Raw genomic sequence first — 26,966 nt, forward strand, 5'->3', positions numbered from 1 at the left:
CGGGCTGGGTTTTTTTTTTTTTGGGTTTGTTTTTTCCGACCCCCCCCCCCCCCCACCCCCCCGAAAACCCCCCCCCCCCCCCCCCCCCCCCCCCCCCCCCCCCCCCCCCCCCCCCCCCCCCCCCCCCCCCCCCCCCCCCGGTCCGCTCAGAGCCGTCGGTCCGTTCAGGCCGTCGGTCGGCTCAGGGCCGGTCCAGGCGCAGCCGCTCCGCCCGCGGCAGGCCCGCGACCACCAGGTCGTAGCTGTCCTCGACGAGCTCCCGGACCATCGCGTCGGGCAGGGCGCCGGGCCCGCCCACCGTCACCGTGTTCCAGTGCCGCTTGTTCATGTGCCAGCCCGGCACGATCGCAGCGTGCCCGGCGCGCAGCCGCACCGCCAGCTCCGGCTCGCACTTGAGGTTCACCTTCAGCGGCTCCGCGTCGAGCGACGACAGCGCGAACATCTTCCCCAGCACCTTGAACACCGAGGTCTCCGGGTTGAAGGGGAACTCCTCCACCGCCGCGTTGAAACTCAGGCACAGCTCGCGCAGCTCCGCAGGGGTCATTCCCCCTCCTCCCCCTCGCCCTCGATCTCCGCCGGGGCCACCGGCTCCACGAGCACGGTCACGATCTTGTTCCGGCGGCCGGCCGGCGCCTCGGCGGTCAGCCGCAGCGGCCGCCCGTCGGGCAGCTCGACCACCGCCGAGGCGCCCGCGATCGGCACCCGGCCGAGGGCCTTGGCCAGCAGTCCGCCGACCGTCTCCACGTCCTCGTCGTCGAAGGCCTCGACCTTGAACAGCTCGCCGAGGTCGGTGATGTCGAGGCGGGCGGTGACCCGGTAGCGGTCCTCGCCGAGGTCCTCGACGGGCGGGAGCTCCCGGTCGTACTCGTCGGTGATCTCGCCGACGATCTCCTCCAGGATGTCCTCGATGGTGACGATGCCGGCCGTGCCGCCGTACTCGTCGATGACGACGGCGACGTGGTTGCGCACCTGCTGCATCTCGCGCAGCAGGTCGCCCGCGTTCTTGGTGTCCGGTACGAACGCCGCCGGCCGCATGGCCGTGGAGACCAGGTCGGACTCCGCGTCCCGGCTGATGTGCGTCTTGCGGACCAGGTCCTTCAGGTACACGATCCCGACGATGTCGTCCTCGTTCTCCCCGGTCACCGGGATGCGCGAGAAGCCCGAGCGCAGCGCGAGCGTGGTCGCCTGGCGGATCGTCTTGTACCGCTCGATGCAGACCAGGTCGGTGCGCGGCACCATCACCTCGCGCACCAGCGTGTCGCCCAGCTCGAAGACCTGGTGCACCATCCGGCGCTCCTCGTCCTCGATCAGCGACTCCCTCTCGGCCAGGTCGACCATCGCGCGCAGCTCGGCCTCCGAGGCGAACGGGCCCTTGCGGAACCCCTTGCCGGGGGTGAGGGCGTTGCCGAGGAGGATCAGCAGCTGCGGGATGGGCCCCATGACGCGGGCGAGCGGCACCAGGACGTACGCGGCCGCCGTCGCCGTGCCGAGCGGGTGCTGGCGGCCGATGGTGCGCGGCGAGACGCCGACGGCCACGAAGGAGACCAGGACCATCACGGCGATCGCGGTGAGCAGCGCCTTCCAGTTCTCGCCAAGCGCGTCGAGGCAGACGTACGTGACGAGCACCCCCGCCGCCATCTCGCAGGTCACCCGCACCAGCAGGGCGACGTTGAGGTAGCGCGTGGTGTCCCGGGCGACCTGGAGCAGCTTCTCGCTGCCGCGCCGGCCCTCCCGTACGGCCTGCTCGGCGCGGAAGCTGGACACCCGGGCGAGGCCGGACTCGGCGCAAGCCGCGAACCAGGCGACCACCACCAGCAGGACCGCCCCGGCGATCAGTTGCGGGGCAGTCACGAGACGGTCGGGGCCGGGGACGGGCCCGTCAGGCCGCGCTCGCCGCGCCAGCCGTCGACGATGGCCGCCTGGAGGCCGAACATCTCGGCCTTCTCGTCCGGCTCCTCGTGGTCGTAGCCGAGCAGGTGCAGCACCCCGTGGACGGTCAGGAGCTGGAGCTCCTCGTCCATGGAGTGCCGGGTCGGGGCTTCCTCACCCTGCTTCTTCGCCACCTCGGGGCAGAGCACGATGTCGCCGAGGAGCCCCTGCGGGGGCTCCTCGTCGTCCTTGGCCGGCGGACGGAGCTCGTCCATCGGGAAGGACATGACGTCGGTGGGTCCGGGCAGGTCCATCCACTGGATGTGGAGCTGCTCCATGGCGTCCTCGTCGACGACGATGACGGACAGCTCGGACAGGGGGTGGATCCGCATGCGGGTGAGCGCGTAGCGGGCGATGTCGAGGATCGCCCGCTCGTCGACCTCGGTTCCGGACTCGTTGTTGACGTCGATCGACATGGTGCGCTGGGTTCTACTTCCGCTGGGTGCCGTTCCGGGCCGGCCGGGGTTCCTGGCCTGCCTGGCTGTCGTCGTACTGCTCGTACGCATCGACGATACGGCCGACCAGCTTGTGCCGGACGACATCCTCGGAGGTGAGCCGCGAGAAGTGGATGTCCGGGATCCCCTCGAGGATGGACTGGACCTGGCGCAGACCGGACTTGGTGCCGCCGGGGAGGTCGACCTGCGTGACGTCACCGGTGATGACGATCTTCGAGTCGAAGCCGAGCCGGGTCAGGAACATCTTCATCTGCTCCGGGCTCGTGTTCTGCGCCTCGTCGAGGACCACGAAGGCGTCATTGAGGGTGCGACCGCGCATGTACGCGAGGGGGGCGACCTCGATCGTGCCGTTGGCCATGAGCCGCGGGATCGAGTCCGGGTCGAGCATGTCGTGCAGTGCGTCGTACAGCGGGCGCAGGTACGGGTCGATCTTGTCGAAGAGCGTGCCGGGCAGGAAGCCGAGCCGCTCTCCGGCCTCGACGGCCGGGCGGGTCAGAATGATCCGGCTGACCTGCTTGGACTGCAGGGCCTGGACCGCCTTGGCCATGGCGAGGTAGGTCTTGCCGGTACCGGCGGGGCCGATGCCGAAGACGATCGTGTGCTTGTCGATCGCGTCGACGTACCGCTTCTGGTTCAGGGTCTTGGGGCGGATGGTGCGGCCGCGGCTGGAGAGGATGTTCTGCGTGAGCACCTCGGCAGGGGTCTCCTGCGGGCCGTTGCCGTTGTCGCTCGCCCTGAGCATGGCGATCGAGCGTTCCACTGCGTCCTCCGTCATCGGCTGCCCGGTGCGGAGCACCAGCATCATCTCATCGAACAGGCGCTGGATCAGGCGGACTTCCGCCGCTTCGCCGATCGCGCTGACCTGGTTGTCCCGAACATGGATGTCGGCCTTCGGGAAGGCCTTCTCGATCACACGCAGCAGGGCGTCACCGGGACCGAGCACCGCCACCATCGGGTGACTGCCCGGAACGGTGAAGTGGGCTCGCGCCTGTCCCTGCGCCGGGGTGTGAGCTGTCGATGTCTGAGTCATGGGCCGGCACTGTGGCCTGCACATACCTCCCGTTGAGGGGCCGCGCCGATCGACGACCTCCGGAGTACCAAGCCTACGTCGCCGAGGCGGCTGCACCGAGGGGTTTTCCAGCAGCCCTCCGGCCGTCGTACCGGCCAGGCGTGCCGGTGCCGCTACGCAAAGTGGCGGAAGCCGATCGTCGGGACCGCCCGCCGCCGGGGCCCCCGGGCCGCGTCCCGCGGGATCAGCTCGTCCAGGAAGCCGTAGCGGGCCCGCAGCCCGTCCGGGGCCGTCCGCCACCAGTGGGCCACCTCGGGCCAGCCCGGGGCCGACAGGGAGCCGCCGAACTCCTGGACCGACAGGGCCGCCGTCAGGCCCGCGAAGGCGAGCCGGTCGGCCAGCGGCCACCCGGCCAGCGTGCCGGTGACGAACCCGGCCACGTAGACGTCCCCGGCCCCGGTCGGGTCCAGTTCGTCCACCGCGATCCCCGGTACCTCCGCCGTCACCCCGGTCCCCGAGTCGACCGCGTACGAGCCCTCCGCGCCCAGCGTGACCACGGCGACGGGCACCCGCTCGGCCAGCGCCCGGGCCGCCGCTCTCGGACAGTCGGTCCGCGTGTACCGCATCGCCTCCCCCGCGTTCGGCAGGAACGCCTCGCAGTGCTCCAGGTCGGCCAGCGCGCCGAGGTCCCACCGCCCGGTCTCGTCCCACCCCACGTCCGCGAAGATCCGCGCCCCGCGGCGGGCCGCCTCCCCGATCCAGCCGTCCGCCCGGCCCGGGGCCAGCGAGGCCACGGCCGCCCGCGTGCGCGGCGGGCACTGCGGGAAGGGGCCGGCACCGGCCGGGGGCGGCGCCTCGTGGCCGTGCGAGACCATCGTGCGCTCGCCCTCGTACGCCATCGAGACGGTGACCGGGCTGTGCCAGCCGGGGATGGTCCGCGACATGGACAGGTCGATGCCCTCGCCCTGCTCCAGCGCGTCCCAGCAGTACTCGCCGTAGTGGTCGTCCCCGAAGGCCGCGGCCAGCGAGGTGCGCAGGCCGAGCCGGGCGAGGGCGGTGGCCATGTTGGCCACCCCGCCGGGGCTGGAGCCCATGCCGCGCGCCCAGGACTCCGTACCGCGCACCGGGGCGGAGTCGAGGCCGGTGAAGATGATGTCGAGGAAGACCGTGCCGGTCAGGAAGACGTCGCACCCCGGGTCCCGGGGGTCGCGCAGCGGACCGAGCGGGTCCAGGTCGTCGCCGTCGCTGCGGCTGGGTCGGCTGTCCCGGTTGGTCACGGTGCACTCCCCGATCGGCGCGAAGGGTCGTTCCTGCCGGCGGCCGTTCCGGCGGAAGGCCGGCAGCCCTGCCCGTCCGGACCGGACTCAAACCCCAGTGTGTCGTACGTCACGACCGGGTCGCTCCCCGGATCGGCCCGGCGCCGGCGCCCGGCGGAACCCGGTCAGTCCTGGCGCCGCTTGGGCAGGGGCACCCGGGCGAGGTCCGCGGCGATGGTCAGCTCGCCCTCGAAGCCGGCCGCGCGCGCCTGGCGCTCGAACTCGAAGGGGTCGCCGTAGCGCTGCGAGAAGTGCGTCAGCACCAGGTGGCGCACGCCTCCGTCGCGGGCGACGCGGGCCGCCTGTCCGGCGGTCAGGTGCCCGTGGTCGACGGCCAGCTGCGCGTCATCGTCGAGGAAGGTGGACTCGATGACCAGCATGTCGCACCCCTCGGCGAGGGCCTCCACGCCGGGGCAGAGCCTGGTGTCCATGACGAAGGCGAAGCTCTGGCCGGGCCGGAGTTCGCTGACGTCGTCGAGCGTGACCCCGCCCAGCCGGCCCTCGCGCTGGATCCGGCCCACGTCGGGCCCCTCGATCCCGTGCCGGGCGAGGAGTTCGGGCAGCATGCGGCGCCCGTCGGGCTCGGTGAGCCGGTAGCCGAAGGACTCCACCGGGTGGGACAGGCGGCGGGCCTCGAGGACGTACGGGGGCCCCTCGGCCAGCGTTCCGTCCTCCGCCACGGGCTCCTCGCGCAGCTGCACGGTCTCCCGGTAGGCGGTGGCGTACCGGAGCCGGTCGAAGAACTGCTGCCCGGAGGCCGGGAAGTGCGCGGTGACCGGATGCAGGACCTGGTCGAGGTTGATGCGCTGGATCACCCCGGCGAGGCCGAGGCTGTGGTCGCCGTGGAAGTGGGTGACGCAGATCCGGTTGATGTCGTGCGCGGCCACCCCCGCGCGGAGCATCTGGCGCTGGGTCCCCTCGCCCGGGTCGAAGAGGATCCCCTCGCCGTCCCAGCGCAGGAGGTAGCCGTTGTGGTTGCGGTGGCGGGTGGGCACCTGGCTGGCGGTGCCCAGGACCACGAATTCGCGTACGGACACGGTCTTATCCCGGCGGCCACTGGAGGCCGCGCCCGCCGAGGAGGTGCGCGTGCGCGTGGAAGACCGTCTGGCCCGCGCCGGAGCCGGTGTTGAACACGATCCGGTAGCCGTGGTCGTCGACCTTCTCCTGGGCGGCGATGGCCCCGGCCTCGCGCAGCAGGTCGGCGACGAGCTCCGGCGCCCCGGCGGCCAGCGACGCGGCGTCGGAGTAGTGCGCCTTGGGGATGACGAGCACGTGCGTGGGCGCCTGCGGGTTGATGTCCCGGAAGGCGACGACCGTCTCGGTCTCCAGGACCACGGTCGCCGGGACCTGCCCCGCGACGATCTTGCAGAACAGGCAGTCCGCCTGCGGTTCCCCGGCCATCGATGCGCCTTCCGTGAGGTGAGTGAGGTGAGTGAGCTGCGGTGTGGTGAGCTGAAACGGGTGGTGCGGTGGAGCGACCCGGGCGGTGCCGCCCGCGCCGCTGTTGATCAGCCTGGAGATCGTATCCGGCGCCGCCCCGCCCCCACCGGGGATTTCAGGACCAGCGGCCGGTACGGGCCAGCAGGACCGCCGCCGCCGCGGTGCCCGCCGTGGAGGTGCGCAGCACCGAGGGCCCCAGGCGGCAGGGGCGGGCGCCCGCCTCCCCGAAGAGGGCCAGTTCCTCGGGCGAGACCCCGCCCTCGGGGCCGACGACGAGGACGATGGAGCCCGTGGCCGGGAGGTCGGCCGTGGCCAGGGCGCCCGAGGGGTGGTCGCGGTCCTCGTGGAGCACCACCGCCAGATCGGCGTCGGCCAGCAGGGCCGCGACCTGCTTGGTGGTCATGGCCTCGGCCACCTCGGGGAAGCGGACGCGCCGGGACTGCTTGCCCGCTTCGCGCGCGGTGTTGCGCCACTTGGCCAGCGACTTGGCGCCGCGGTCCCCGCGCCACTGGGTGATGCAGCGCGAGGCCTGCCAGGGGATGATCGCGTCCACGCCGGTCTCGGTCATGGTCTCGACCGCCACCTCGCCGCGGTCGCCCTTCGGCAGGGCCTGGACCACGGTGATCCGCACCTCCGGCTCCGGCTCGCGGCCCGTGGCGGACACGGCCACGGCCAGCCTGTCCTTGCCCTCCGCCGCCTCGACCACGGCCTCGGCCCAGCCGCCGCGGCCGTCGGTGAGGACCACCGCCTCGCCCGGGCTCAGCCGCTTCACGGAGACCGCGTGCCGGCCCTCCGGGCCGTCCAGGACGAACTGCGGCCCTGCGGGGACCTCTTCGACCACGAACACGGGGGCGGTCATGACGTACTCCTCTGCTGCATGTCGTTCAACGCGCTCTGCGCCTCGGCCAGTTCCGCCGCCAGCACCTCCACCAGCCCGCCCGCCGGCAGCGCCCGCGCCAGCCGGTGCCCCTGCCCGGCCCACAGGGCCATGCCCTGCGGGTCGCCGGCCGCGGCGGCCGCCCTGCGCAGCCCCGCGGTCATGTGGTGGATCTGCGGGTACGCGGCCGGGGCGTAGGGGCCGTGCTCCCGCATGAAGCGGTTCACCAGGCCGCGGGCCGGGCGCCCGGAGAACGCCCTGGTGAGCTCGGTGTGCGGGAACAGGGGGTCCGTCAGCGCCTTCTTGTGCAGCGGGTGCGCCCCGGACTCGGGGCAGGCGAGGAACGCCGTGCCGAGCTGGGCCGCCTCGGCTCCGGCCGCCAGCAGCGCCGCGATCTGCGAGCCCCGCATCAGCCCGCCCGCCGCGATGATCGGCAGTGCCACCGCCTCGCGCACCTGCGCCACGAGGGCGAGCAGGCCGACCCCGGCCGTGGCGTCGGCCTGCGGGTCGTCGCGGTGCGTGCCCTGGTGGCCGCCCGCCTCGACGCCTTGGACGCAGACGGCGTCGGCGCCCGCCGCCTGGGCGGCGCGGGCCTCGTCGACCGAGGTGACGGTGACGATGCTGTACGTGCCCGCCTTGCGCAGGGAGGCGATGGCGGCGGGCGCGGGGCAGCCGAAGGTGAACGACACCACCGGGACCGGGTCCTCCAGGAGGATCGCCAGCTTGGCGTCGTAGCCGTCGTCGCTGGTGCCGAGGGTGTCCTCCTCGGCCAGCGAGACGTCGTACCAGGTGGCCTCACCGGCGAGTTGGCCGCGGTAGGCCTCGACGGCGGCCTGGTCGACGGGGCCGGTCTGCGGCATGAAGAGGTTCACGCCGAACGGGCGCCGGGTGAGCGCGCGCAGCCGCTTGATCTCCTGGTACATGCCGTCGGCGGTCTTGTAGCCGCCGGCCAGGAAGCCCAGGGCGCCCGCTTCGCACACGGCGGCGGCGAGCGGCGGGCAGGAGGCCCCGCCCGCCATGGGAGCCTGCACGATCGGGTACTGCTGGAGACCGCTCAGTGCCAAGGACATGTCCTGCATCGTGCCACGTCCCGCGCACGGCGCCGAATCACCGCGACGCCCCCGCCCGGCCCGCCTCCCCGGGGAATGCGCCGAGCCCGGCCCGGGGAATCCCCGGGCCGGGCTCGTACGCCGTGCGTGCGGTGTCCCGCGGGCCGTCAGCGGCCGTTGAACGCGTCCTTCAGGCGGCTGAAGAGGCCCTGCTGGCCCGGCGCGAACTGGCCCATCGGCCGCTCCTCGCCGCGCAGCTTGGCGAGCTGGCGCAGCAGCTCCTCCTGCTGGGGGTCCAGCTTGCCCGGGGTCTGCACCTCGACGTGGACGATCAGGTCGCCGCGGCCGCCGCCGCGCAGGTGTGTCACGCCCCGGCCGTGCAGCGGGATCGACTGGCCGGACTGGGTGCCGGGCCGGATGTCGACCTCCTCCATGCCGTCGAGCGTCTCCAGCGGGCACTTGGTGCCGAGGGCCGCCGCCGTCATGGGGATGGTCACCGTGCAGTGCAGGTCGTCGCCGCGCCGCTGGAAGACCGGGTGGGGCAGTTCGTGGATCTCCACGTAGAGGTCGCCGGCGGGGCCGCCGCCGGGGCCGACCTCGCCCTCGCCCGCGAGCTGGATCCGGGTGCCGTTCTCGACACCGGCCGGGATCTTGACCGTGAGGCTGCGGCGGGAGCGGACCCGGCCGTCGCCCGCGCATTCGGGGCACGGGGTCGGGACGACGGTGCCGAAGCCCTGGCACTGGGGGCAGGGGCGCGAGGTCATGACCTGGCCCAGGAAGGACCGGGTGACCTGCGACACCTCACCGCGGCCGCGGCACATGTCACACGTCTGCGCCGAGGTGCCGGGCGCGGCGCCCTCACCGGAGCAGGTGGTGCAGACCACGGCGGTGTCGACCTGGATGTCCTTGGTCGTGCCGAAAGCGGCCTCGTCCAGCTCCAGGTCGAGGCGGATCATGGCGTCCTGGCCGCGGCGGGTCCGCGAGCGCGGGCCGCGCTGCGCCGCCTGGCCGAAGAAGGCGTCCATGATGTCGGAGAAGTTGCCGAAGCCGCCCGCCCCGAAGCCGCCGGCGCCACCGCCGGCGCCCGAGGAGGACAGCGGGTCGCCGCCGAGGTCGTAGACCTGCTTCTTCTGCGGGTCCGAGAGGACCTCGTACGCCGCGTTGATCTCCTTGAAGCGCTCCTGCGTCTTCGGGTCCGGATTCACGTCCGGGTGGAGTTCGCGCGCGAGGCGGCGGAAGGCCTTCTTGATCTCGTCCTGCGATGCGTCGCGGCGCACGCCGAGTACGGCGTAGTAGTCCGTGGCCACTTACGACTCCGCCAGGATCTGTCCGACGTAACGTGCCACTGCGCGTACCGCTCCCATCGTTCCGGGGTAGTCCATGCGGGTCGGTCCGACCACGCCGAGTTTGGCGACAGTTTCGCCGCCCGAACCGTAGCCGACCGACACGACGGACGTGGAGTTCAGTCCCTCGTAGGCGTTTTCATGCCCGATTCGTACAGCCATGCCCGATTCACCGGCCTCGCCGAGCAGCTTGAGGAGCACGACCTGCTCCTCAAGCGCCTCCAGCACCGGCCTGATCGTCAGGGGGAAATCGTGCCCGGAGCGCGTCAGATTGGCGGTGCCGCCGATCATCAGCCGCTCCTCCGCCTCCTCCGCCAGCGTCTCCAGCAGCGTCTGGAGCACGGTCGCGACCGTGGCCCGGTCCTCGGGCTCGAAGCAGTCCGGCAGGTCCTGCACGAGCCTCGGGACGTCGGTGAACCGGCGGCCGACGACCCTGCTGTTGAGCCGCGCCCGCAGATCGGCGAGCGAGGTCTCGGAGAACGGCGTCTGGCAGTCGACCAGCCGCTGCTCGACCCGGCCCGTGTCGGTGATCAGCACGAGCATCAGGCGCGCGGGCGCCAGCGCGAGCAGTTCGACGTGGCGGACGGTGGAGCGGGCCAGCGAGGGGTACTGCACGATCGCGACCTGCCGGGTCAGCGTCGCGAGCAGGCGCACCGTCCGGCCGATGACGTCGTCGAGGTCGACCGCGCCGTCGAGGAAGTTCTGGATGGCCCGGCGCTCCGGCGTCGACAGCGGCTTGACGTCCGCCAGCTTGTCGACGAAGAGGCGGTAGCCCTTGTCCGTGGGGATCCGGCCGGCGCTGGTGTGCGGCTGGGCGATGTAGCCCTCGTCCTCCAGGACGGCCATGTCGTTGCGCACGGTGGCGGGCGAGACGCCGAGCTTGTGGCGCTCGGTCAGCGCCTTGGAGCCGACCGGCTCCTCCGTCCCGACGTAGTCCTGGACGATGGCGCGGAGCACCTCGAGTCTGCGTTCACTGAGCATCGCGCACACCTCCAGCTGTGATGCGGGTCGTCGTGGTCCACTGCTTTTGGCACTCGCCTCGTCGGAGTGCCAGCGATCCCCCGGCCAGTGTACGGCGGGGTGGTACACGGCTAGCAAGGGTGGCCCGCCAGGTAGCGTCGCGGTATGGACGTACGGTGGGAAGACACGGACTGGGAACGTTTGACGCGGCGGACCGGCCGAAAGCGCCTCCCGGTGTGGGATTGCACGGTGGGACTGGTGGTCGGAGACGAGTCCGTCCTCATGATCGACCCCGGTTCGAGCGTTCGGGAGGGGGCCTCGCTCAGGGCCGAGGCCGAGCGTCTGACGGGTCGGCGCGTGACCCATATCGCATTCACGCACGGACATTTCGATCACGTCCTGGGCAGCGCGGCCTTCTCCGGGGCCGAGGTCTACGGGGCGGTCGGGCTGGACGGTGAGCTCGTCTCGGGACGCGATGAGCTCCGGGACGGCGCGGTGCGCCACGGCCTGGACGCGGCCGAGGCCGCGGAGGCCGCGGACCTGCTGGTGCCGCCGCGGCACCTGGTGTCGGGCGAGTGGACGCTGGACCTGGGCGGCGTGCAGGTGCTGCTGGCCAATGTGGGGCCCGGTCACACCCCCTACGACCTCGCCGTCTTCGTGCCGGGCGAACGCGAGACGGTCTTCTGCGGGGACCTGGTGGAGGAGTCCGGCGAGCCCCAGGCGGGCAGCGACGCGGTGCCCGAGCAGTGGCCGGCGGCCATGGACCGGCTGCTGGCGCTGGGCGGGGAGGACGCGCTGTACGTGCCGGGGCACGGGGCGGTGGTCGACGCGGCCTTCGTCCGCGCGCAACGCGACACCCTGGCGGCCCGGTTCGGCGTGTCCGGCCCCGGCACGCGCCCGCTCTCCCAGGGCCGGCCCGATGCGTGAGTACTCCCCCGACCTGACCCCGCGGTGGAAGCGCGCCACGGCCGTGCCCGAGGTGCCCGCCGAACCCGACCTCGTGGTCGAGGTGGCCGGTACGGACTTCTGCGGCGCCGTGGTCGCCTGCGAGGCGGGCACGGTGACCCTGGAGGACCGCTTCGGCAAGCGGCGGGTCTTCCCGCTCCAGCCGCGCGGCTTCCTGCTGGAGGGGGCCGTGGTCACCCTGGTCCGGCCCGCCCGGGCGGCCCCGGCGGCCCCGCTGCGCACGGCCTCCGGCTCGATCGCCGTCCCGGGGGCGCGGGCCCGGGTGGCCCGGGCGGGGCGGATCTACGTGGAGGGCCGGCACGACGCCGAGCTGGTCGAGCGGGTGTGGGGCGACGACCTGCGGATCGAGGGCGTCGTCGTGGAGTACCTGGAGGGCGTCGACGACCTGCCCGCCATCGTCGCGGAGTTCGCGCCCGGCCCGGACGCCCGCCTGGGCGTCCTGGTGGACCACCTGGTCCCGGGCTCGAAGGAGTCCCGGATCGCGGCGGCCGTCGCCTGCGACGACGTGCTGGTGCTGGGCCACCCGTACGTGGACGTCTGGCAGGCCGTGAAACCGTCCGCCCTGGGCATCCCGGCCTGGCCCGAGGTCCCGCGGGGCCAGGACTGGAAGACGGGCGTCTGCCGGGCGCTGGGCTGGCCGGAGCACCCCGGGGCCGCCTGGCGGCACGTCCTGTCCCGGGTGACCTCGTACAAGGACCTGGAGCCCGCCCTGCTGGGCGCGGTGGAGCACCTGATCGACCACGTCACGGCCTGACCGTCCCGCGGCCGCCTCCCCGGGCGGCCGGTCCGCACGGGGAGGCCGGCGTCAGTCGACCAGGTCCCGGACCACCGCGTCGGCCAGCAGCCGCCCCCGCAGCGTGAGCACGGCGCGCCCGGCCGCGTACGCGCCCGGCTCCAGCAGGCCGTCCTCCACGGCGCGGCGGGAGGCCGCCAGGCCGGCCGGGGCCAGCAGGGACAGCGGGCAGCCCTCCGCCAGCCGCAGCTCCAGCAGGATCCGCTCCACGCGCCGGTCCTCCTCGGACAGCAGCTCGCGGCCGGCCCCCGGGGACCGGCCCTCGGCCAGCGCGGCCGCGTAGCCGCCGGGGTGCTTCACGTTCCACCAGCGCACGCCGCCGACGTGGCTGTGCGCTCCGGGGCCGGCGCCCCACCAGTCCGCGCCCCGCCAGTACAGCTCGTTGTGCAGGCAGCGGCCGGCCTCGGACGTGGCCCAGTTGGAGACCTCGTACCAGGAGTAGCCGGCCGCGGCGAGCACCTCGTCCGCGATCAGGTACCGGTCCGCGTGGACGTCGTCGTCGGTCATGGGGACCTCGCCGCGGCGGATGCGGCGAGCGAGCTGCGTGCCCTCCTCGACGATCAGGGCGTACGCGGAGACGTGGTCCGGGCCGGCGCCGAGGGCGGCGTCCAGGGAGGCCCGCCAGTCGTCGTCCGACTCCCCCGGCGTGCCGTAGATCAGGTCCAGGTTGACGTGCTCGAAGCCCGCCCGGCGGGCCTCCGCGACGCAGGCCTCGGGGCGGCCCGGGGTGTGCGTGCGGTCGAGCACCTTCAGGACGTGCTGCTTCGCGCTCTGCATGCCGAAGGAGATCCGGTTGAAGCCGCCGGCCCGCAGCTCGGCCAGGTACGCGGGGTCGACCGACTCCGGGTTGGCCTCCGTGGTGATCTCGGCGTCCTCCGCCAGGCCGAACTCGTCCCGGATCGCCGCAAGCATGCGGACCAGGTGCGCGGCGGGCAGCAGGGTCGGCGTGCCGCCGCCCACGAACACCGTGCGGACGGCCCGCGGGTCGTCGCCGAGGACCTTGCGGGCGAGGCGGACCTCGTCGATCAGCGTGTCGGCGTAGTTCTCGCGGGAGGCGAGCACGCCGCCGGAGCCGCGCAGCTCGGTCGCGGTGTACGTGTTGAAGTCGCAGTACCCGCAGCGCGTGGCGCAGTACGGGACGTGCAGGTAGAACCCGAGCGGACGGTCCCCGGCACCCGCCAGGGCGTGCGGCGGCAGTGCGCCGTCTTCGGGCATGGGCTCGCCGTCGGGCAGTGCGGAAGGCATGCCCCCATTGTCCCGTACGCGGGCCGGGGCCCCGGCCGGGCGGGCGCCCGGGCGGGCGCGGGGCGGAGGGGCCCGGCCTGCCGCCGGGCCCCGTACCGCAGGGCTCAGGCCTCGCGGGAGCCCTCGTACATCTCGTCGATCAGGTGCTTGAACTCACGCTCGACGACGGGCCGCTTCAGCTTGAGGCTGGGCGTGAGGTCGCCGTGCTCCACGTCGAGGTCGCGCGGCAGGATCCGGAACTTCTTGATCGTCTGCCAGCGCTGGAGGCCCTCGTTGAGGGTCTGCACGTACGTCTCGACCAGCCGGTTCGTCTCCGGGGCGGCCAGCACCTCGGCGTACGTCTTGCCCTCCAGCCCGCTCTCGGCGGCCCAGCCCAGGATGGCGGCCTCGTCGAGGGCGACCAGGGCGGAGCAGAAGTTCCGGTCGGCCCCGTGCACGACGATGCTCGACACGTACGGGCAGATCGCCTTGAACTGGCCCTCGATCTCGGCCGGGGCGACGTACTTGCCGCCGGAGGTCTTGATCAGGTCCTTCTTGCGGTCCGTGATGCGCAGGTAGCCGTCGGGCGAGAGCTCGCCGATGTCGCCGGTGTGCAGCCAGCCGTCCTCCTCCAGCACCTCGGCGGTCTTCTCGGGCTGGCCGTGGTAGCCCTGCATGATGCCGGGGCCGCGCAGCAGGATCTCGCCGTCGTCGGCGATGCGGACCTCGGTGCCGGGGAGCGGCTTGCCGACCGTGCCGGTGCGGTAGGCCTCGCCGGGGTTGACGAAGGAGGCCGCGCTGGACTCGGTCAGGCCGTAGCCCTCCAGGATGTGGATGCCCGCGCCGGAGAAGAAGTAGCCGATCTCGGGGGCCAGGGCGGAGGCGCCGGAGACGGCGGCGCGCAGCCGGCCGCCGAAGGCCTCGCGGAGCTTGGAGTAGACGAGGGCGTCGGCGATCTTGTGCTTGGCGGTGAGGCCGAAGGGGGCGGTGGCCCGGCCGGTGCGGCGGTAGTTGTCCTGGGCGACCTTGGCGTACTCGCGGGCGACGCCGACGGCCCACTGGAAAATCTTGTACTTGGCCCCGCCGCCGGCCCGGGCCTTGGCCGCGGCCCCGTTGTAGACCTTCTCGAAGATGCGCGGGACGGCAGCCATGTAGGTGGGCTGGACGACCGGCAGGTTCTCGACGATCTTGTCGATGCGGCCGTCGACGGCGGTGACGTGCCCGACCTCGATCTGGCCGGAGGTCAGTACCTTGCCGAAGACGTGCGCCAGCGGCAGCCACAGGTACTGGACGTCCTCGGCGGTGATCAGGCCGGTGGCCACGGTGGCCTTGGCCATGTACGACCAGTTGTCGTGCGGGAGCCGGACGCCCTTGGGGCGGCCGGTGGTGCCGGAGGTGTAGATGAGGGTGGCGAGCTGGTCGGCGGTGATGGCGCCGATGCGCTCCTCGACCGCCTCCGGGTACTCGGCGAGGTACTGCTTGCCGCGGGCCTCCAGAGCGGCCAGGGAGATCACCCAGCCCTCCGGGTCGCCCTCGGCGGGGACCGCGTCGGCGGCCTCCAGGACCACGACGTGCCTCAGGTCCGGCAGGTCGGAGCGGCGCTCGCGGGCCTTGGCCAGCTGGGCGGCGTCCTCGGCGATCAGCACCCGGCTGGCCGAGTCCTCGAGGATGAACGCGGACTCGTCGGCGTTGGTGCTCGGGTAGATGGTGGTGACGGCGCCGCCCGCGCACATCACGCCCAGGTCACTGAGGATCCACTCCACGCGGGTGTTGGAGGCCAGCGCGACCCGCTCCTCGGCCTTGAGGCCCAGGTCGATCAGGCCGGCGGCGATGGCGAAGACCCGCTCGGCCGCCTGGCCCCAGCTCAGCGACCTCCAGTCGTCCGGGCCGCTGCCCGACGCCGGGGGCACCGGGTACCGGTAGGCCTCGGCGTTGGGCGTGGCGGCGACACGCTCAAGGAAGAGGGCCGCCACGGTGGGCGGTCGGTTCTCGATCAGGGTCTGTGTGTCGCTCACGGACGTCCTCCGGACCACGCGGCAGGGCCGGCCGTCCAGGGGTGGGCGGCGGCTTCCGACAGGGCTGGCAGCAGAATCTGCGGCCAAGGGCTTGTAACTGGCGGGTAACCAACGGCAGTGATCAGGGTAGGTGCCCTCCGCCTGACGCGTAAGAGCCCTTGAGCCGCCGATTCATAACGAAACAGGCCCCCGCATGTGTACGCGGGGGCCTGTCTCGTATGCAACGACCGGGCTGTCGGCGCTGAAGTGCTACTTCTTCTTGCCGCCGGAGTCATCACTCGAGAGGACGGCGATGAAGGCCTCCTGGGGGACCTCCACGGAGCCCACCATCTTCATCCGCTTCTTGCCTTCCTTCTGCTTCTCCAGCAGCTTCCGCTTACGGGAGATGTCACCGCCGTAGCACTTGGCGAGCACGTCCTTGCGGATGGCGCGGATCGTCTCGCGGGCGATGACCCGGGAGCCGATCGCGGCCTGCACCGGCACCTCGAAGGCCTGCCGCGGGATCAGCTCGCGCAGCTTGGCCACCAGGCGCACGCCGTACGCGTAGGCGGCGTCCTTGTGGGTGATGGCGGAGAACGCGTCGACCTTGTCGCCGTGGAGCAGGATGTCGACCTTGACCAGGCTGGCGGACTGCTCGCCGGTGGGCTCGTAGTCGAGGGAGGCGTAGCCGCGGGTCTTCGACTTCAGCTGGTCGAAGAAGTCGAAGACGATCTCGGCGAGGGGCAGGGTGTAGCGGATCTCGACCCGGTCCTCGGAGAGGTAGTCCATGCCGAGCAGGGTGCCGCGGCGGTTCTGGCACAGCTCCATGATCGAGCCGATGAACTCGGTCGGCGCGAGGATCGTGGCGCGCACGACCGGCTCGAACACCTCCGAAATCTTGCCCTCGGGGAACTCGCTCGGGTTGGTGACCGTGATCTCGTTGCCGTCCTCCAGGACGACCCGGTAGACGACGTTCGGCGCGGTGGCGATCAGGTCCAGGCCGAACTCGCGCTCCAGGCGCTCGCGGACCACGTCCAGGTGGAGCAGGCCGAGGAAGCCGACGCGGAAGCCGAAGCCGAGGGCCGCGGAGGTCTCCGGCTCGTAGACCAGGGCGGCGTCGTTGAGCTGGAGCTTGTCCAGGGCCTCGCGCAGCTCGGGGTAGTCGGACCCGTCCAGCGGGTACAGGCCCGAGAAGACCATGGGCTTGGGGTCCTTGTAACCGCCCAGAGCCTCGGTGGCACCGCCGGTCTGCTGGGTGATCGTGTCACCGACCTTGGACTGGCGGACGTCCTTCACACCCGTGATCAGGTAGCCCACCTCGCCGACGGACAGGCCGTCGGCGGGCAGCATCTCGGGCGAGTTGCAGCCGATCTCCAGCAGCTCATGGGTGGCGCCGGTGGACATCATCCGGATGCGCTCGCGCTTGTTGAGCGTGCCGTCGACGACACGGACGTAGGTGACCACACCGCGGTACGAGTCGTAGACCGAGTCGAAGATCATCGCGCGGGCGGGGGCGTCCTTGACGCCGACCGGCGCCGGGACGGTCTGCACCACCCGGTCGAGCAGCGCGTCCACGCCGACACCGGTCTTGGCGGAGACCCGCAGCACGTCGTCGGGCTCGCAGCCGACCAGGTTCGCCAGCTCCTCGGCGAACTTCTCCGGCTGGGCCGCCGGCAGGTCGATCTTGTTGAGCACCGGGACGATGGTGAGGTCGTTCTCCATCGCCAGGTAGAGGTTGGCCAGCGTCTGCGCCTCGATGCCCTGGGCGGCGTCCACCAGGAGGACCGTGCCCTCGCACGCGGCGAGGGAGCGCGAGACCTCGTAGGTGAAGTCGACGTGCCCGGGGGTGTCGATCATGTTGAGGATGTGCGTCTTGCCCACCCCGTCGCCCGCGGTGGGCGCCCACGGGAGTCGGACCGCCTGGGACTTGATCGTGATACCGCGCTCACGCTCGATGTCCATGCGGTCGAGGTACTGGGCGCGCATCTGCCGCTGGTCGACGACACCGGTGAGCTGCAGCATCCGGTCGGCAAGCGTCGACTTGCCGTGGTCGATGTGCGCGATGATGCAGAAATTGCGGATCAGCGCCGGGTCGGTACGGCTCGGCTCGGGCACGTGGCTGGGGATGGCGGGCACGCAGTGTCCTGATTCTCGGGTCGCAGAAGCGTTGGGTCGGATCTGTACGCAGGTTCCATGGTCCCATGGACGGGGCAGTGCGCTCGGTTTGGGCCACCCCGAGTGCCCCTGGTAGCCTGGGCAGCTGTGTCTCGTATGCCCTCTCAGCGGACGAGGCACAACCGGAAGATCAAACTCTGAACCTGAAAAGGCTCTTTCGTGGCGAACATCAAGTCCCAGATCAAGCGGAACAAGACGAACGAGAAGGCGCGCCTGCGCAACAAGTCCGTCAAGTCCGAGCTCCGCACCTTCATCCGCAAGGCCAACGAGGCTGTCGTCGCCGGCGACGTCGAGAAGGCCACCGCTGCGGCGCGCGTCGCCTCGCGGAAGCTGGACAAGGCTGTGTCGAAGGGCGTCATCCACAAGAACGCCGCCGCCAACAAGAAGTCGGCGCTGGCCTCCAAGGTTGCCTCCCTCCAGGGCTGAGCACTCGATGTGATCGCCGGGAAGGACCCAGCGGGCCCTCTCATCCGCTCCTGACCGGCACCCCAGCGCCGCACGCGGCCTGCGTTCGCCACGCGGGTGCGGCGCATCAGCTTCACAGCTAAACACCTGGTCATAGGCCAGTTGCTACTGCCCGTCCGGTTCCCCACCGGGCGGGCAGTACGCATTTTGTACACGTGGCTCGGGCCGCTTGCCCGCACCTCGGGTGGCGAGTGCGGACGCACGTCCGGCGTCGAGCGCGTCGGCGACCTCGTCCAGCCGATCCGGGAAGAGGTGCCCGTACACGTCCAGCGTCATCGCCGCCGACTTGTGCCCCAGCATCGTCTGCACCACCTTCACGTCCGCACCGGACGCGATCGCCAGGGATGCCGCCGTGTGCCGAAGCTTGTGCGGGGTGATGCCCAGCCCGGCCAAGCCGGCCGCCTTCACCGCCGCGTCGAACTCGGGCCGCCACGTCCCGTACCTCAGGTGCGTGCCGTCGGCGCCGGTGAAGAGCAACCCGTCCGCCGGCCGCCCCGCGGTAAGGGGTCGGATCACATCGACGAGCGACCGCAGCAGCGGGACCGAGCGCTTCTCGTGGTTCTTCACCGGCCCCAGACGCATGCCGCCCTTGACCCGGGTGTGCGCCTGCACGATGCGCAGGCGGCGCGCGTCGAGCTGCACTCTGCCTGCCTTGAGCGCGGTCGCCTCGCTCCACCGGATCCCGCAGTACCCCAGCACCAGAATCAACGTGCGGTGCTCCCCGGCCGCGTCCGCCAGGTCCGCCAGCTGCTCGTGCGTGAGGTACACCTGATCGTCGTCATCGTCGGCCTTGGTCAGCTCGTGACCGGCGAACGGGTTCAGGTGGATCCGGCCAGCCATCACCGCACGCTTCATGACCATGCTGCCGACCAGATGCGTCTTCTCGATCCGGGCGGCGCTGAGCGGCTTGCCGCGCTTCCCGGGCTGCTTGCCCAAGTCGGTCAGCCACGCGGAGACGTCTTCCCACCGGATCGCCGAAACCTGCCACGCGCCCCACTTCGGGATGACGTACAGGTCGAGAAGCTCGCGGTAGTCGTTCCGCGTCCTCTCGGACGGCTTTCGTAGAGCTTCGTGCCACTCCTCCGCCACCTCGGAGAACAGGGTCTTGCCCTGCTTCGGGTCGCGGTACGTGCCCTTGTCGAGGCGCTCCTCAACGGCGCGCTTCTCAGCCTCGGCCTGCGGCACCTTCTGGAACGTCTTGGCCTTCGGCTTCCCGTCCGGCCCGTACCACCGGACCCGCCAACGACCGGGCGCGGCCCGCTTGCTGCCGGCCTTCTTCGCCTCGGCCCACGCCTCCAGCGCCTTGCGGTAGTCCGCGTGGTTCGCGCGGTCCTCAATCCAGACTCGGGCCACCCTCATCCCCATCCCGCGTCTCGGGCGTCCAGCCCATGAACCGCATCATCTGCTCCGGAGAGACACCCTGGTCCCTCAGTTCGAGCAGCATCATGGCTACGTCCTTGGTCTTGCGCCGGCGGCCGGGTGGGCGGCCGTACAGCTCAAACTCCAGCCGGGCCTCACCTTCTTCGCTGAGCAGGCGAAGCGGGCGCTTCCCATCGACCCAGTCCCATGCCTGGTCCGCGGGGACAGGAATGCTGCCCGTGACGTCCACCATGACGTCGGGTGAATCGTTGAGTGGCAACAGGAGCGCCGAGGGGGACACGCCCATCACGGCGGCCAAGGCCGCGAGGTCGTCCACATTGACGACCCGCTCACCCTTCTCCATTCGCGTGATGCCGGACGCGGGCACGGGTCGGCCCGCCCGCTCCAGCAATCCAGACAGTTGCCTCGTGGTGAGCCCGCGCCGCTGACGAAGCCGGGCGATGTTGCCCGCCACGGTCCGCCCGGTTGCACCGACCTCGATGGCCCTACGGCCCTTCTGCTGCTCAGTCATGGGCACCAGCGTAAGCACCGGGGATCCCCTTGTAATCCCCGCTTGATCCGCTACAGTCAAGTTCATGGCTCCATCTAACACCAGGTGGTGCTAACAAGCAACACAGGTTCTAGAATGAGGGAGCCGTGATCCTGTGCGCGACGAACTGTTGACGCCGAAGCAGGTCCATGCCGATTACGGCTGGTCCGTGCAGACCCTGGCGAACTGGCGGTGGCGCGGGGCCGGACCCGCGTACATCAAGACCAGCCCGGGACGCTCCGGTCGAGTCCACTACCGCCGCTCGGCGATCGAGGGATGGCTCAACGCGCAGACCGTAGCCGCATGAAAACGGCCCTCGGCAGGTGCGCCAACACCTATCCCCGAGGGCCGGAAGCACCGACGTCCGATCCAGAACAGTCGAACGGCCGCGCGGGATGCCAGTCCCTTATGCGCGGCCGTGAAGGAGCTTCACGATGAAGACTGCCACGACCATCCACGCGCACGCCAGTGCGCTCGCCCACCCCGATGCCGGGCTCGACCCGTTCGACGCCGACCAGCGCACCCGGATCCCGGCGGCCGCCGCGCTGGCCGCGCTCACGCCGGCACCCCGACACCGCATGCCCGCACGCATCGAGGAGGCCACTCTCGACGAGGGCGTCCCGATGGTGTGGCGTGACCTCGGCCACGAGATCCGCATGGCGTACGACCCCGCGCAAATCACGCCCGAGCTGGCCCGTGTGTGCCTCGCCCTCTACTTCGACTACTTCGAAGTGACCGGCGGGCCGTCCCTCACCCCGCGTGCGGTTCGAGTCCTGGAGCAGATCGAGAAGGAGATGGCCGGGGCGCCAGCCAACTACGCGGCCTTCCTCGGCATCGTCGCCCGAGAGATCCGCCTCGCCGGGGACTCCGTCGCCGTCCTCGACGAGGTGCTCGCCATCATCGAGCGCGAGCGCGGCCGCGGGTCCGAGCGGTGACGAGCAGCACCGAAGACCGCCCTCTCCTGGCTGACGCCGGGAGGGGGCGGCCCCTGCGTTCCGTTCCCTCGCAGGCCACCCCTGGGCAGATCACATGCCTGCGGGCCGAGACTCAGATTGCCGCCCTCGGCGTAACCACTTGGCCGGCCTACGGGTCCGCGGCTTGGCTCCAGCTCCACCCCACGGACCCGCGGTGCTACGCAGCCATGCTGGAGGCCGCCGAGCAATACCGCCGCATGCAGGCCGACCCCGACCTCACGGACGCCGAATGGCACGCCGCGGTGTACGGCGACGCCCGGCGTATCGCGTCGCAGCTCATTGCGGCAACCAGCCGCGTCCGCTCCCTTCGGGAGATCCGGGATGCACGGGCCAAGTCGCACCCCCCGCACGAACTCAAGGCGACGCCTGGCTGGCCGCCGATCGCCATCCCGGGCATGCCCGGCCACTACCTCCACCCTGGTCAGGAGAACCGCCCGTGACGATCCCGTACGACCCCGCAGACCTCATTCCCGGGGAGATCCTCGGGGCGGGCCTCGCGGGCGCCCCCGCACTCGACTGGAGCGACCCGGAACCGGCACCCGAACAGCCCCGCCGCACGCTCCGCCTCACCCGCGCCTCCGACATCGAGCCCGAACCGGTCAACTGGGCCTGGCTCGACGACGGCGAGGGCCGCGTCCCCGCCGGAGCTCTCACCGTGGCCGCCGGCCGGGAGGGCACCGGCAAGTCCTCGTTCGGGATGTGGATGGCCGCCCACATCACCCGCGGTACCCTCCCCGGCAGCCTCCATGGCCGCCCCCGCGCTGTGTTCTACGTCGCCGTCGAGGACTCGTGGAAGCAGACCATCGTGCCCCGCCTCATCGGCGCGGGCGCCGACCTCGACCTCGTGTACCGCGTCGAGGCCGTCGAAGCCGAGTACGGCGAGACAACGCTCAGCCTGCCGCAAGACAACTCCCTGATGGAGCAGGCGATCCGCGACCACGACGTGGCCCTCGTCGTCCTGGACCCGCTCATGTCGTGCATCGGCAAGGGCATCGACACTCACCGCGAACGCGACGTACGCACGGCCCTGGACCCGCTCGCCCGCATGGCCGACCGCACCGGCGCCGTGCTCCTCGGCATCGCCCACTTCGGCAAGGGCGCCGGCACCGACCCGTCCGCGCTCATCACCGGATCCGGCGCGTTCAAGAACGTCCCGCGCGCCGTGTTCGGGTTCGCCCGCGACGACGACAACGAGTGCCGCGTCATGACCCAGTCGAAGAACAGCCTGGGCCGCTCCGACCTCCCGTCGCTCGCCTACAACATCGAGACGACAGAGGTACCCACCCGCAAGGGACCCGCCCTCGTCGGGCGGTTCATCTTCACCGGGCAGTCCACCCGCAGCGTCTCCGACATCCTCTCGCAGGGGCCCGAGGTCGACCGCGGCGAGCGCGACGAGGCCGGCGCCTGGCTCGTCGACTACCTGGCCGACAACGGCGGCGAGGCCTCGGCAGGAGAGGTCATCAAGGCCGCCGAGAAGGACGGGTTCGCCAAGCACACCATCCAGCGCGCCCGGACGAAAGTAGGCGTCACGTCCCAGAAGTCCGGCTTCGGGAAGGGCTGGGTGTGGGTACTCAGCGTCACCGAAGATGACACGGACTCCCCGAAGGTGACGAAGAAGACGAAGAATCCGGACTCCGTAGAGCCGTCATCTTCGTCATCTTCGGGACCTTCGCCCGCATCTCCGTCACCGAACGTCACCACGGATCCGGTGCGTTGCAGCGTCTGCCGCTTCCCCCTCGACCCCGTCCACGTGGCCGCGGGCGAGACCACGCACCCCACCTGCGACCCGTCCGTCCGGAGGACCTCATGACCACCGCCCACATCACCTACGCCATGGGTGACCCCCGCGTCCTCGCCGCCATGCTCACCGCCTACCGCTGCGGCCACTGCACCGGCCAGGTGACCCAGCTCGTCACCGACGACGCCACTGGCGCCGTACAGGCACGCGTCGAGCACGACGACGGATGCCCCGTCCTCGCCGGCACCCTGCCCGCGTTCCCCGACCTCGTCCGCGCAGCTGAGGTGCCCGAGACGTTCAGGGCCCGCAAGAGCATGTGAACCCGCGGGGAGAGACGCGGAGGACTGGGCGCAGGTCGCCCGACGGGCCCCACCAAAAAATCAAGCCGCAGGTCCTCCCGTTTTTGGAGCGGTCGTCTCCAAAGCCCCGCGCCCAGCTTTTCTTTTTCTCTCCGAGGCCCGAATGCCAACCGTTGATCTTGAAGGAGGAGTCATGCCGAGAAAGCCGACCGTGCCGTGCGCCGGCTGCGGCCGCCTGCTGTGGGGCGGTCCAGGGTCGCTGCCCGAGGGCAAGCGGATGTGCCACCCGTGCCGCCGAGCGCGCAGAGCACGCTCGTGAGCGCCCCGGGGTACGTACACGGCGCCCTGGTCCACGGGGTCAGCGCGCACGTCCTTGACCGGGTCCTGGCCTCGCCGAACGTGGCGCGCCTGCTCGATGAGCTGCCGGCCTGGATGCGGCTGGAGGTCGACGCAGCGCGGCGGGCGATCCGGCTGGCGGCAAGGGAGTACGAGGGCCTGCCCATTGCCGTGGACGGAACTGCGGAAACGCAGCTCACGGCAATCGGGCCACTCTCGCCCCATGAGATCGATACGTACCAGGCGAGCGTCCTGCTCGGCCTCGGGGAGCGTCGGGTCCGGCAGTTGGCGGCCGGCGGCATGGGCCGCCTCGTCGGGGGCCGCTGGCTACTGGACCGGTCCGCTGTCCTCGCGTATGCGGAGCAGCGCAGGGTGCGCGCTGGTCTCTCAGCCTGAGCGGCGTTGCCCGGCAGATCGCCCGGGGACGTGGCTGGCAGCGTGCCCGGCAGATGTCCCGGGTCGTGATGCGGCCGAGCAAGGGCGCCGCCCCGTCGTATCCGGCGATGAGGAGCGGTGATGGCAAGTTCTGAAGAGGTGGCCTGGCAGCTGTACGCCGGCCTGGAGGTGAGGGACCGCCGCGCGGTGGACGCGTGGCGGTCCCTGGGGAACGACCTCGTGACGTCCCTGATGAACTCCCGGGCCCTCGGCAGCGCCCGGCCCCTGCGCGTCCCGGCGGATGACGTCGTCGACTGGCAGCGCCGCCAGCTCTGCACGGACCCGGACCTCGTGTTGGCGCGCACCGCCGAGCACGAGGCCGCGCACGTGGTGGTCGCCCGGGCGCTCGGCCTGCACGTGGCCGAGGTGTTCATCGGGGAGGACGGCCGGGACGGCGTCACGACGTACGAGACGGCCGGCCGCGAGGAGGCCGCGGCCATCGCTGCGGCCGCCGAGGTGTGGATCACCGAGTTCCGCGCCCTGGCCTATCCCCGGGGCGACGCGGATGGCTGCCGTGAGGACATGCGCGTCCTGGTGCGGAACACCGACGGGGACCACGACGTACATCGGGCGCGCCGCCGTGCGCGGCTCATCCTCGGCGAGCGCCGCGACGAGGTTCTCGCCCTGGCCGCCCGGCTCGGTCGGGAGCGGCACATCACCTTCGAGAAGGGACGCACGTCATGACGGAGATTGCGGGTCACGCGCTGCTCAGCCTGGCCGAGGGCGCGGACATGGACCTGGACACGGTTCGGATGCTCGCGGCGAACGGGAGTCTGGAGGTCGCCGTGTATCGCTACCAGCGGCGGAAGGCTGCGGCTCGGGCCCGGCGGATGACCGGGCGCCAGGCCCGAGCCGCGATCGGCGGCCCCCGCTCCCTTACCCCTCACCAGGCCAAGGTGGAGCTGCTGCGTCGGCGGGCGGTGGCGCTCGATGGCCAGTGACACCTCTCTCGTCTTCAACCTCATCGCGCGCGACCGCGCCAGCGGGCAAATCCAGCAGTTCCAGGAGCGGATCACCACCGCGTCCGCCGGGATCGCGGCCGGGATCGGCGCCGCGCTGTCCACGGGGATCGCGGCGAGCCTGGACGCGGGCGCGGCGAACGCGAAGCTCGCGGCGCAGCTGGGCGCTGGGCCGGCGCAGGCTGCCGAACTCGCCAAGGTGTCTGCCAGCGTGTTCCACCACGCGTGGGGGGACAGCGTTTCGCAGGTCAACGAGGCGATCCGGGGCGTCTACCTGAACATCGGCGACGTCTCCACGGCCACTGGAGGCCTGGAGGCCGTCACCACCAAGACGCTGGCGCTGGCGCAGACCTTCGACCAGGACTTGGGGGGAGTCACGGCAGCAGTCGGCCAGCTGCTCCGCACTGGGCTCGCCTCCAGTGCCGACGAGGCGTTCGACATTCTGACCACGGGTTTCCAGTCGTCGGCGAACAAGGCGGACGACTTCTTGGAGACGATCAACGAGTACAGCACGCAGTTCAGGCGGGTCGGTCTGGACGGGAAGACGTCGATCGGCCTGATCGCGCAGGCCATGGCCGCCGGGGCCCGGGACTCGGACCAGATCGCCGACGCGATCGGCATCTTCGGTGAGACCGCACTCAAGGGCGGCGAGGCCGTTGACGAGGCCTACAAGTCGATTGGCCTGAACAGCCAGAACATCGCCAAGCTGATGCAAGAGGGCGGGGCCGGCGCGCAGAAGGCTTTCCAGATGACCACGGACGCGCTGCGGGGCACGGCAGACGAGACGGTCCGGCTGAACGCGGCGAGTGCCCTCTTCGGTGACCCTGCGAACACGATGGCCGATGCGCTGTACGCCCTCAATCCGGCGACAGCCGCCGCAGCGGCCGGCATGGACCATGCGGCAGGGTCCGCCGACGCGATGGTCAAGAAGATCGGTGGCACAGCCTCACACCAGTTGGCCGCGTTCAAGAACAAGGTGATGGGCGAGCTGACCGAGGTTGGCGGCGCCGTGGTCGGGTGGGCCATGAAGCACCAGGAGGTCGTGCGGCCGCTCGGGTACACGTTCCTCGCTCTGGCCGCGACCGTGCTCGTCGTGCGCGGCGCGATGATGGTGTACTCCGCAGTCTCGGCTGTGGTGACCGCCGCGCACACGGTCATCTCCGCGTCGTGCTGGACCGTGATCGGGAACTGGCTCCGCATGACCGGCATCGGCCTGATGGCCTACGCGCGGATCGCCGGCGCGGCAGTCGTCTCCGCGGCGACCACCGGGGCGGCGTGGGTCGGGTCCGCCCTGACGTCGATCGGCGTGTGGATCGCCGCGGTCGTCCGCGCGGGTGCCACGGCGGCGGTGCAGTTCGCGATGATGGCCGCACGCGCGATCGCCTGGGCGGCAACCATGGCCGCGCAGTGGCTGATCGCGATGGGCCCGATCGGCTGGATCATCCTGGCCGTGGTCGCCCTGGCCGCGCTGATCTACACCTACTGGGACCAGATCAAGGCCTGGACGGCGGCCGCCTGGGGCTGGATCTGGGCGCAGATCCAGATGATCGCCGGAATGATCTACAACTACTTCGTCACGTGGATGCTCGGCGGGATCATCTGGCAGCACTGGGAGCAGATCAAGGCCGGGGCCGTCGCCGCGTGGAACGCGATCCTCGCGTGGCTGTCCCAGGTGCCGGGCATGATCTACAACCTGTTCTTGAACTGGACCCTGCCTGGACTGATCATCAAGCACTGGGAATCTGCCAAGCAGGGCACCATCGCCAAGGCGCAGGAGATGGTGGGCTGGCTGCGCGGCCTGCCCGGGATGCTGTCCGGAGCGCTTGGTGACCTCGGCTCCCTCCTCGTCGGCAAGGGGCAGGCCGTGGTGATGGGCCTGTGGCGCGGTATGCAGTCCATGGGCGGTTGGCTGCGTTCCACCCTCATGGGCTGGGCGCGGAGCCTCATCCCCGGCCCGATCGCCAAGGCCCTTGGGATCGCCTCCCCGTCCAAGTTGCTCGCCGACGAGGTCGGGCAGTGGATCCCGGCCGGTGTCGTCCTCGGGATCGAGGCGCGGCAGGGCGACGTCGCCACGGCGATGGCCGGCCTCGTCCAACCGCCGGCGTCCGGGCTCGCCTCGGCGGCCGGCCAGCAGATGGCAGGGGCGCTCGGCGGCGGGCCGCTCACCCGGCCCGGGTTCGGGCCGCAGGTGGTGACAGTGCGGCTCGTCGTCGACGCCGCGGTGGAATCCGCGTTCGCCACCGCGATCCGCAAGTCCGTACGCACCCTCGGGCAGGGCAACGTCCAGGCCATGTACGGCCAGGCAGCCCAGTAGGAGCAGG

At 71.5% G+C, this 26,966-nt stretch carries 28 protein-coding genes; 12 read left to right on the forward strand and 16 right to left on the reverse strand.

Annotation, left to right across the window (positions count from 1 at the left end):
- Window positions 1-181 precede the first annotated feature (181 nt).
- From AC068A_RS31060 to hrcA, 11 genes are all read right to left on the reverse strand, one after another.
- Window positions 182-544: an MmcQ/YjbR family DNA-binding protein gene (locus AC068A_RS31060; RefSeq protein ID WP_478589599.1), complete on the reverse strand. Its 363-nt coding sequence runs from the start codon at window positions 542-544 to the stop codon at window positions 182-184.
- The gene (locus tag AC068A_RS31065) at window positions 541-1,851 is read right to left on the reverse strand and encodes a hemolysin family protein (RefSeq protein ID WP_478589600.1); all 1,311 of its coding nucleotides are present in this window, start codon (window positions 1,849-1,851) and stop codon (window positions 541-543) included. The genes AC068A_RS31060 and AC068A_RS31065 overlap by 4 nt, the downstream gene beginning before the upstream one ends.
- On the reverse strand, window positions 1,848-2,345 hold the full coding sequence (gene ybeY, locus AC068A_RS31070; RefSeq protein WP_478589601.1) for an rRNA maturation RNase YbeY: 498 nt from the start codon (window positions 2,343-2,345) through the stop codon (window positions 1,848-1,850). Before ybeY ends, AC068A_RS31065 begins: the two co-directional genes overlap by 4 nt.
- Before the next feature lie 13 nt (window positions 2,346-2,358).
- Window positions 2,359-3,414 carry a PhoH family protein gene (locus AC068A_RS31075; RefSeq protein WP_478589602.1) on the reverse strand — a complete coding sequence of 352 codons (1,056 nt, stop codon included), beginning with the start codon at window positions 3,412-3,414 and terminating at the stop codon, window positions 2,359-2,361.
- 152 nt (window positions 3,415-3,566) lie between these two features.
- Window positions 3,567-4,670: a PfkB family carbohydrate kinase gene (locus AC068A_RS31080; RefSeq protein ID WP_478589603.1), complete on the reverse strand. Its 1,104-nt coding sequence runs from the start codon at window positions 4,668-4,670 to the stop codon at window positions 3,567-3,569.
- 164 nt (window positions 4,671-4,834) lie between these two features.
- Entirely contained in the window at window positions 4,835-5,746 is a 912-nt protein-coding gene (locus AC068A_RS31085; protein ID WP_478589604.1) for a ribonuclease Z, read from the reverse strand.
- 4 nt (window positions 5,747-5,750) lie between these two features.
- Window positions 5,751-6,110: a histidine triad nucleotide-binding protein gene (locus AC068A_RS31090; protein ID WP_478589605.1), complete on the reverse strand. Its 360-nt coding sequence runs from the start codon at window positions 6,108-6,110 to the stop codon at window positions 5,751-5,753.
- Between the two features lie 154 nt (window positions 6,111-6,264).
- A complete protein-coding gene (locus AC068A_RS31095) occupies window positions 6,265-7,008 on the reverse strand; it encodes a 16S rRNA (uracil(1498)-N(3))-methyltransferase (protein ID WP_478589606.1) in 744 nt (247 codons plus the stop codon).
- Window positions 7,005-8,096: a nitronate monooxygenase gene (locus AC068A_RS31100; RefSeq protein ID WP_478589607.1), complete on the reverse strand. Its 1,092-nt coding sequence runs from the start codon at window positions 8,094-8,096 to the stop codon at window positions 7,005-7,007. Before AC068A_RS31100 ends, AC068A_RS31095 begins: the two co-directional genes overlap by 4 nt.
- 146 nt (window positions 8,097-8,242) lie before the next feature.
- Window positions 8,243-9,382 (reverse strand): molecular chaperone DnaJ, encoded by a 1,140-nt coding sequence (gene dnaJ / locus AC068A_RS31105; RefSeq protein ID WP_478589608.1) that lies wholly within the window; start codon window positions 9,380-9,382, stop codon window positions 8,243-8,245.
- On the reverse strand, window positions 9,383-10,399 hold the full coding sequence (gene hrcA / locus AC068A_RS31110) for a heat-inducible transcriptional repressor HrcA (RefSeq protein ID WP_478589609.1): 1,017 nt from the start codon (window positions 10,397-10,399) through the stop codon (window positions 9,383-9,385).
- 144 nt (window positions 10,400-10,543) lie between these two features.
- On the opposite strand from hrcA, the gene AC068A_RS31115 reads away from it, so the two are divergent.
- Window positions 10,544-11,305: an MBL fold metallo-hydrolase gene (locus AC068A_RS31115; RefSeq protein WP_478589610.1), complete on the forward strand. Its 762-nt coding sequence runs from the start codon at window positions 10,544-10,546 to the stop codon at window positions 11,303-11,305.
- Entirely contained in the window at window positions 11,298-12,098 is an 801-nt protein-coding gene (locus AC068A_RS31120) for a DUF3097 domain-containing protein (protein WP_478589611.1), read from the forward strand. Before AC068A_RS31115 ends, AC068A_RS31120 begins: the two co-directional genes overlap by 8 nt.
- A 51-nt stretch (window positions 12,099-12,149) precedes the next feature.
- Here AC068A_RS31120 and hemW read toward each other — a convergent pair whose 3' ends face one another.
- The 3 genes from hemW to lepA form a co-directional block, all read right to left on the reverse strand.
- The gene (gene hemW / locus AC068A_RS31125; RefSeq protein WP_478589640.1) at window positions 12,150-13,352 is read right to left on the reverse strand and encodes a radical SAM family heme chaperone HemW; all 1,203 of its coding nucleotides are present in this window, start codon (window positions 13,350-13,352) and stop codon (window positions 12,150-12,152) included.
- Between the two features lie 134 nt (window positions 13,353-13,486).
- Window positions 13,487-15,376 carry an AMP-dependent synthetase/ligase gene (locus tag AC068A_RS31130; protein WP_478589612.1) on the reverse strand — a complete coding sequence of 630 codons (1,890 nt, stop codon included), beginning with the start codon at window positions 15,374-15,376 and terminating at the stop codon, window positions 13,487-13,489.
- 249 nt (window positions 15,377-15,625) lie between these two features.
- Window positions 15,626-17,491, reverse strand: coding sequence for a translation elongation factor 4 (gene lepA, locus AC068A_RS31135; RefSeq protein WP_478589613.1), 1,866 nt, complete (start codon window positions 17,489-17,491; stop codon window positions 15,626-15,628).
- Window positions 17,492-17,689: 198 nt separating this feature from the next.
- On the opposite strand from lepA, the gene rpsT reads away from it, so the two are divergent.
- A complete protein-coding gene (rpsT, locus tag AC068A_RS31140) occupies window positions 17,690-17,956 on the forward strand; it encodes a 30S ribosomal protein S20 (RefSeq protein ID WP_179175554.1) in 267 nt (88 codons plus the stop codon).
- A 144-nt stretch (window positions 17,957-18,100) separates the two neighbouring features.
- Here the strand turns inward: rpsT and AC068A_RS31145 are convergent, their stop codons facing one another.
- Together AC068A_RS31145 and AC068A_RS31150 are read right to left on the reverse strand one after the other, a co-directional pair.
- A complete protein-coding gene (locus tag AC068A_RS31145; protein ID WP_478589614.1) occupies window positions 18,101-19,348 on the reverse strand; it encodes a tyrosine-type recombinase/integrase in 1,248 nt (415 codons plus the stop codon).
- A complete protein-coding gene (locus tag AC068A_RS31150; RefSeq protein WP_478589615.1) occupies window positions 19,329-19,886 on the reverse strand; it encodes a helix-turn-helix domain-containing protein in 558 nt (185 codons plus the stop codon). The genes AC068A_RS31145 and AC068A_RS31150 overlap by 20 nt, the downstream gene beginning before the upstream one ends.
- Before the next feature lie 133 nt (window positions 19,887-20,019).
- On the opposite strand from AC068A_RS31150, the gene AC068A_RS31155 reads away from it, so the two are divergent.
- The 9 genes from AC068A_RS31155 (at window position 20,020) to AC068A_RS31195 (ending at window position 26,959) form a co-directional block, all read left to right on the forward strand.
- Window positions 20,020-20,211 (forward strand): helix-turn-helix transcriptional regulator, encoded by a 192-nt coding sequence (locus tag AC068A_RS31155; RefSeq protein ID WP_478589616.1) that lies wholly within the window; start codon window positions 20,020-20,022, stop codon window positions 20,209-20,211.
- A 127-nt stretch (window positions 20,212-20,338) separates the two neighbouring features.
- The gene (locus AC068A_RS31160; RefSeq protein WP_478589617.1) at window positions 20,339-20,839 is read left to right on the forward strand and encodes a hypothetical protein; all 501 of its coding nucleotides are present in this window, start codon (window positions 20,339-20,341) and stop codon (window positions 20,837-20,839) included.
- A 206-nt stretch (window positions 20,840-21,045) separates the two neighbouring features.
- Window positions 21,046-21,318 carry a hypothetical protein gene (locus AC068A_RS31165; RefSeq protein WP_478589618.1) on the forward strand — a complete coding sequence of 91 codons (273 nt, stop codon included), beginning with the start codon at window positions 21,046-21,048 and terminating at the stop codon, window positions 21,316-21,318.
- On the forward strand, window positions 21,315-22,688 hold the full coding sequence (locus AC068A_RS31170) for an AAA family ATPase (protein ID WP_478589619.1): 1,374 nt from the start codon (window positions 21,315-21,317) through the stop codon (window positions 22,686-22,688). Before AC068A_RS31165 ends, AC068A_RS31170 begins: the two co-directional genes overlap by 4 nt.
- Complete coding sequence (locus AC068A_RS31175; RefSeq protein ID WP_478589620.1) at window positions 22,685-22,936, forward strand: hypothetical protein; 252 nt, start codon at window positions 22,685-22,687, stop codon at window positions 22,934-22,936. Before AC068A_RS31170 ends, AC068A_RS31175 begins: the two co-directional genes overlap by 4 nt.
- 267 nt (window positions 22,937-23,203) lie before the next feature.
- A complete protein-coding gene (locus AC068A_RS31180) occupies window positions 23,204-23,647 on the forward strand; it encodes a hypothetical protein (RefSeq protein ID WP_478589621.1) in 444 nt (147 codons plus the stop codon).
- Window positions 23,648-23,767: 120 nt separating this feature from the next.
- Window positions 23,768-24,370: a hypothetical protein gene (locus AC068A_RS31185; RefSeq protein WP_478589622.1), complete on the forward strand. Its 603-nt coding sequence runs from the start codon at window positions 23,768-23,770 to the stop codon at window positions 24,368-24,370.
- A complete protein-coding gene (locus AC068A_RS31190) occupies window positions 24,367-24,627 on the forward strand; it encodes a hypothetical protein (RefSeq protein ID WP_478589623.1) in 261 nt (86 codons plus the stop codon). The genes AC068A_RS31185 and AC068A_RS31190 overlap by 4 nt, the downstream gene beginning before the upstream one ends.
- Complete coding sequence (locus AC068A_RS31195) at window positions 24,617-26,959, forward strand: phage tail tape measure protein (protein WP_478589624.1); 2,343 nt, start codon at window positions 24,617-24,619, stop codon at window positions 26,957-26,959. The genes AC068A_RS31190 and AC068A_RS31195 overlap by 11 nt, the downstream gene beginning before the upstream one ends.
- Window positions 26,960-26,966: the final 7 nt, after the last annotated feature.

It is taken from the genome of Streptomyces sp. NPDC043854 (genome assembly GCF_056436005.1).

What these genes read in the sequence shown, in the direction of transcription:
- AC068A_RS31060 (WP_478589599.1), bottom strand. Translation starts at nt 544, where the DNA reads ATGACCCCTGCGGAGCTGCGCGAGCTGTGCCTGAGTTTCAACGCGGCG.
- ybeY (WP_478589601.1), bottom strand. Translation starts at nt 2,345, where the DNA reads ATGTCGATCGACGTCAACAACGAGTCCGGAACCGAGGTCGACGAGCGG.
- AC068A_RS31075 (WP_478589602.1), bottom strand. Translation starts at nt 3,414, where the DNA reads ATGACTCAGACATCGACAGCTCACACCCCGGCGCAGGGACAGGCGCGA.
- AC068A_RS31090 (WP_478589605.1), bottom strand. Translation starts at nt 6,110, where the DNA reads ATGGCCGGGGAACCGCAGGCGGACTGCCTGTTCTGCAAGATCGTCGCG.
- AC068A_RS31095 (WP_478589606.1), bottom strand. Translation starts at nt 7,008, where the DNA reads ATGACCGCCCCCGTGTTCGTGGTCGAAGAGGTCCCCGCAGGGCCGCAG.
- AC068A_RS31100 (WP_478589607.1), bottom strand. Translation starts at nt 8,096, where the DNA reads ATGTCCTTGGCACTGAGCGGTCTCCAGCAGTACCCGATCGTGCAGGCT.
- hrcA (WP_478589609.1), bottom strand. Translation starts at nt 10,399, where the DNA reads ATGCTCAGTGAACGCAGACTCGAGGTGCTCCGCGCCATCGTCCAGGAC.
- AC068A_RS31115 (WP_478589610.1), top strand. Translation starts at nt 10,544, where the DNA reads ATGGACGTACGGTGGGAAGACACGGACTGGGAACGTTTGACGCGGCGG.
- AC068A_RS31120 (WP_478589611.1), top strand. Translation starts at nt 11,298, where the DNA reads ATGCGTGAGTACTCCCCCGACCTGACCCCGCGGTGGAAGCGCGCCACG.
- hemW (WP_478589640.1), bottom strand. Translation starts at nt 13,352, where the DNA reads ATGCCCGAAGACGGCGCACTGCCGCCGCACGCCCTGGCGGGTGCCGGG.
- AC068A_RS31150 (WP_478589615.1), bottom strand. Translation starts at nt 19,886, where the DNA reads ATGACTGAGCAGCAGAAGGGCCGTAGGGCCATCGAGGTCGGTGCAACC.
- AC068A_RS31160 (WP_478589617.1), top strand. Translation starts at nt 20,339, where the DNA reads ATGAAGACTGCCACGACCATCCACGCGCACGCCAGTGCGCTCGCCCAC.
- AC068A_RS31165 (WP_478589618.1), top strand. Translation starts at nt 21,046, where the DNA reads ATGCTGGAGGCCGCCGAGCAATACCGCCGCATGCAGGCCGACCCCGAC.
- AC068A_RS31175 (WP_478589620.1), top strand. Translation starts at nt 22,685, where the DNA reads ATGACCACCGCCCACATCACCTACGCCATGGGTGACCCCCGCGTCCTC.
- AC068A_RS31185 (WP_478589622.1), top strand. Translation starts at nt 23,768, where the DNA reads ATGGCAAGTTCTGAAGAGGTGGCCTGGCAGCTGTACGCCGGCCTGGAG.
- AC068A_RS31190 (WP_478589623.1), top strand. Translation starts at nt 24,367, where the DNA reads ATGACGGAGATTGCGGGTCACGCGCTGCTCAGCCTGGCCGAGGGCGCG.
- AC068A_RS31195 (WP_478589624.1), top strand. Translation starts at nt 24,617, where the DNA reads ATGGCCAGTGACACCTCTCTCGTCTTCAACCTCATCGCGCGCGACCGC.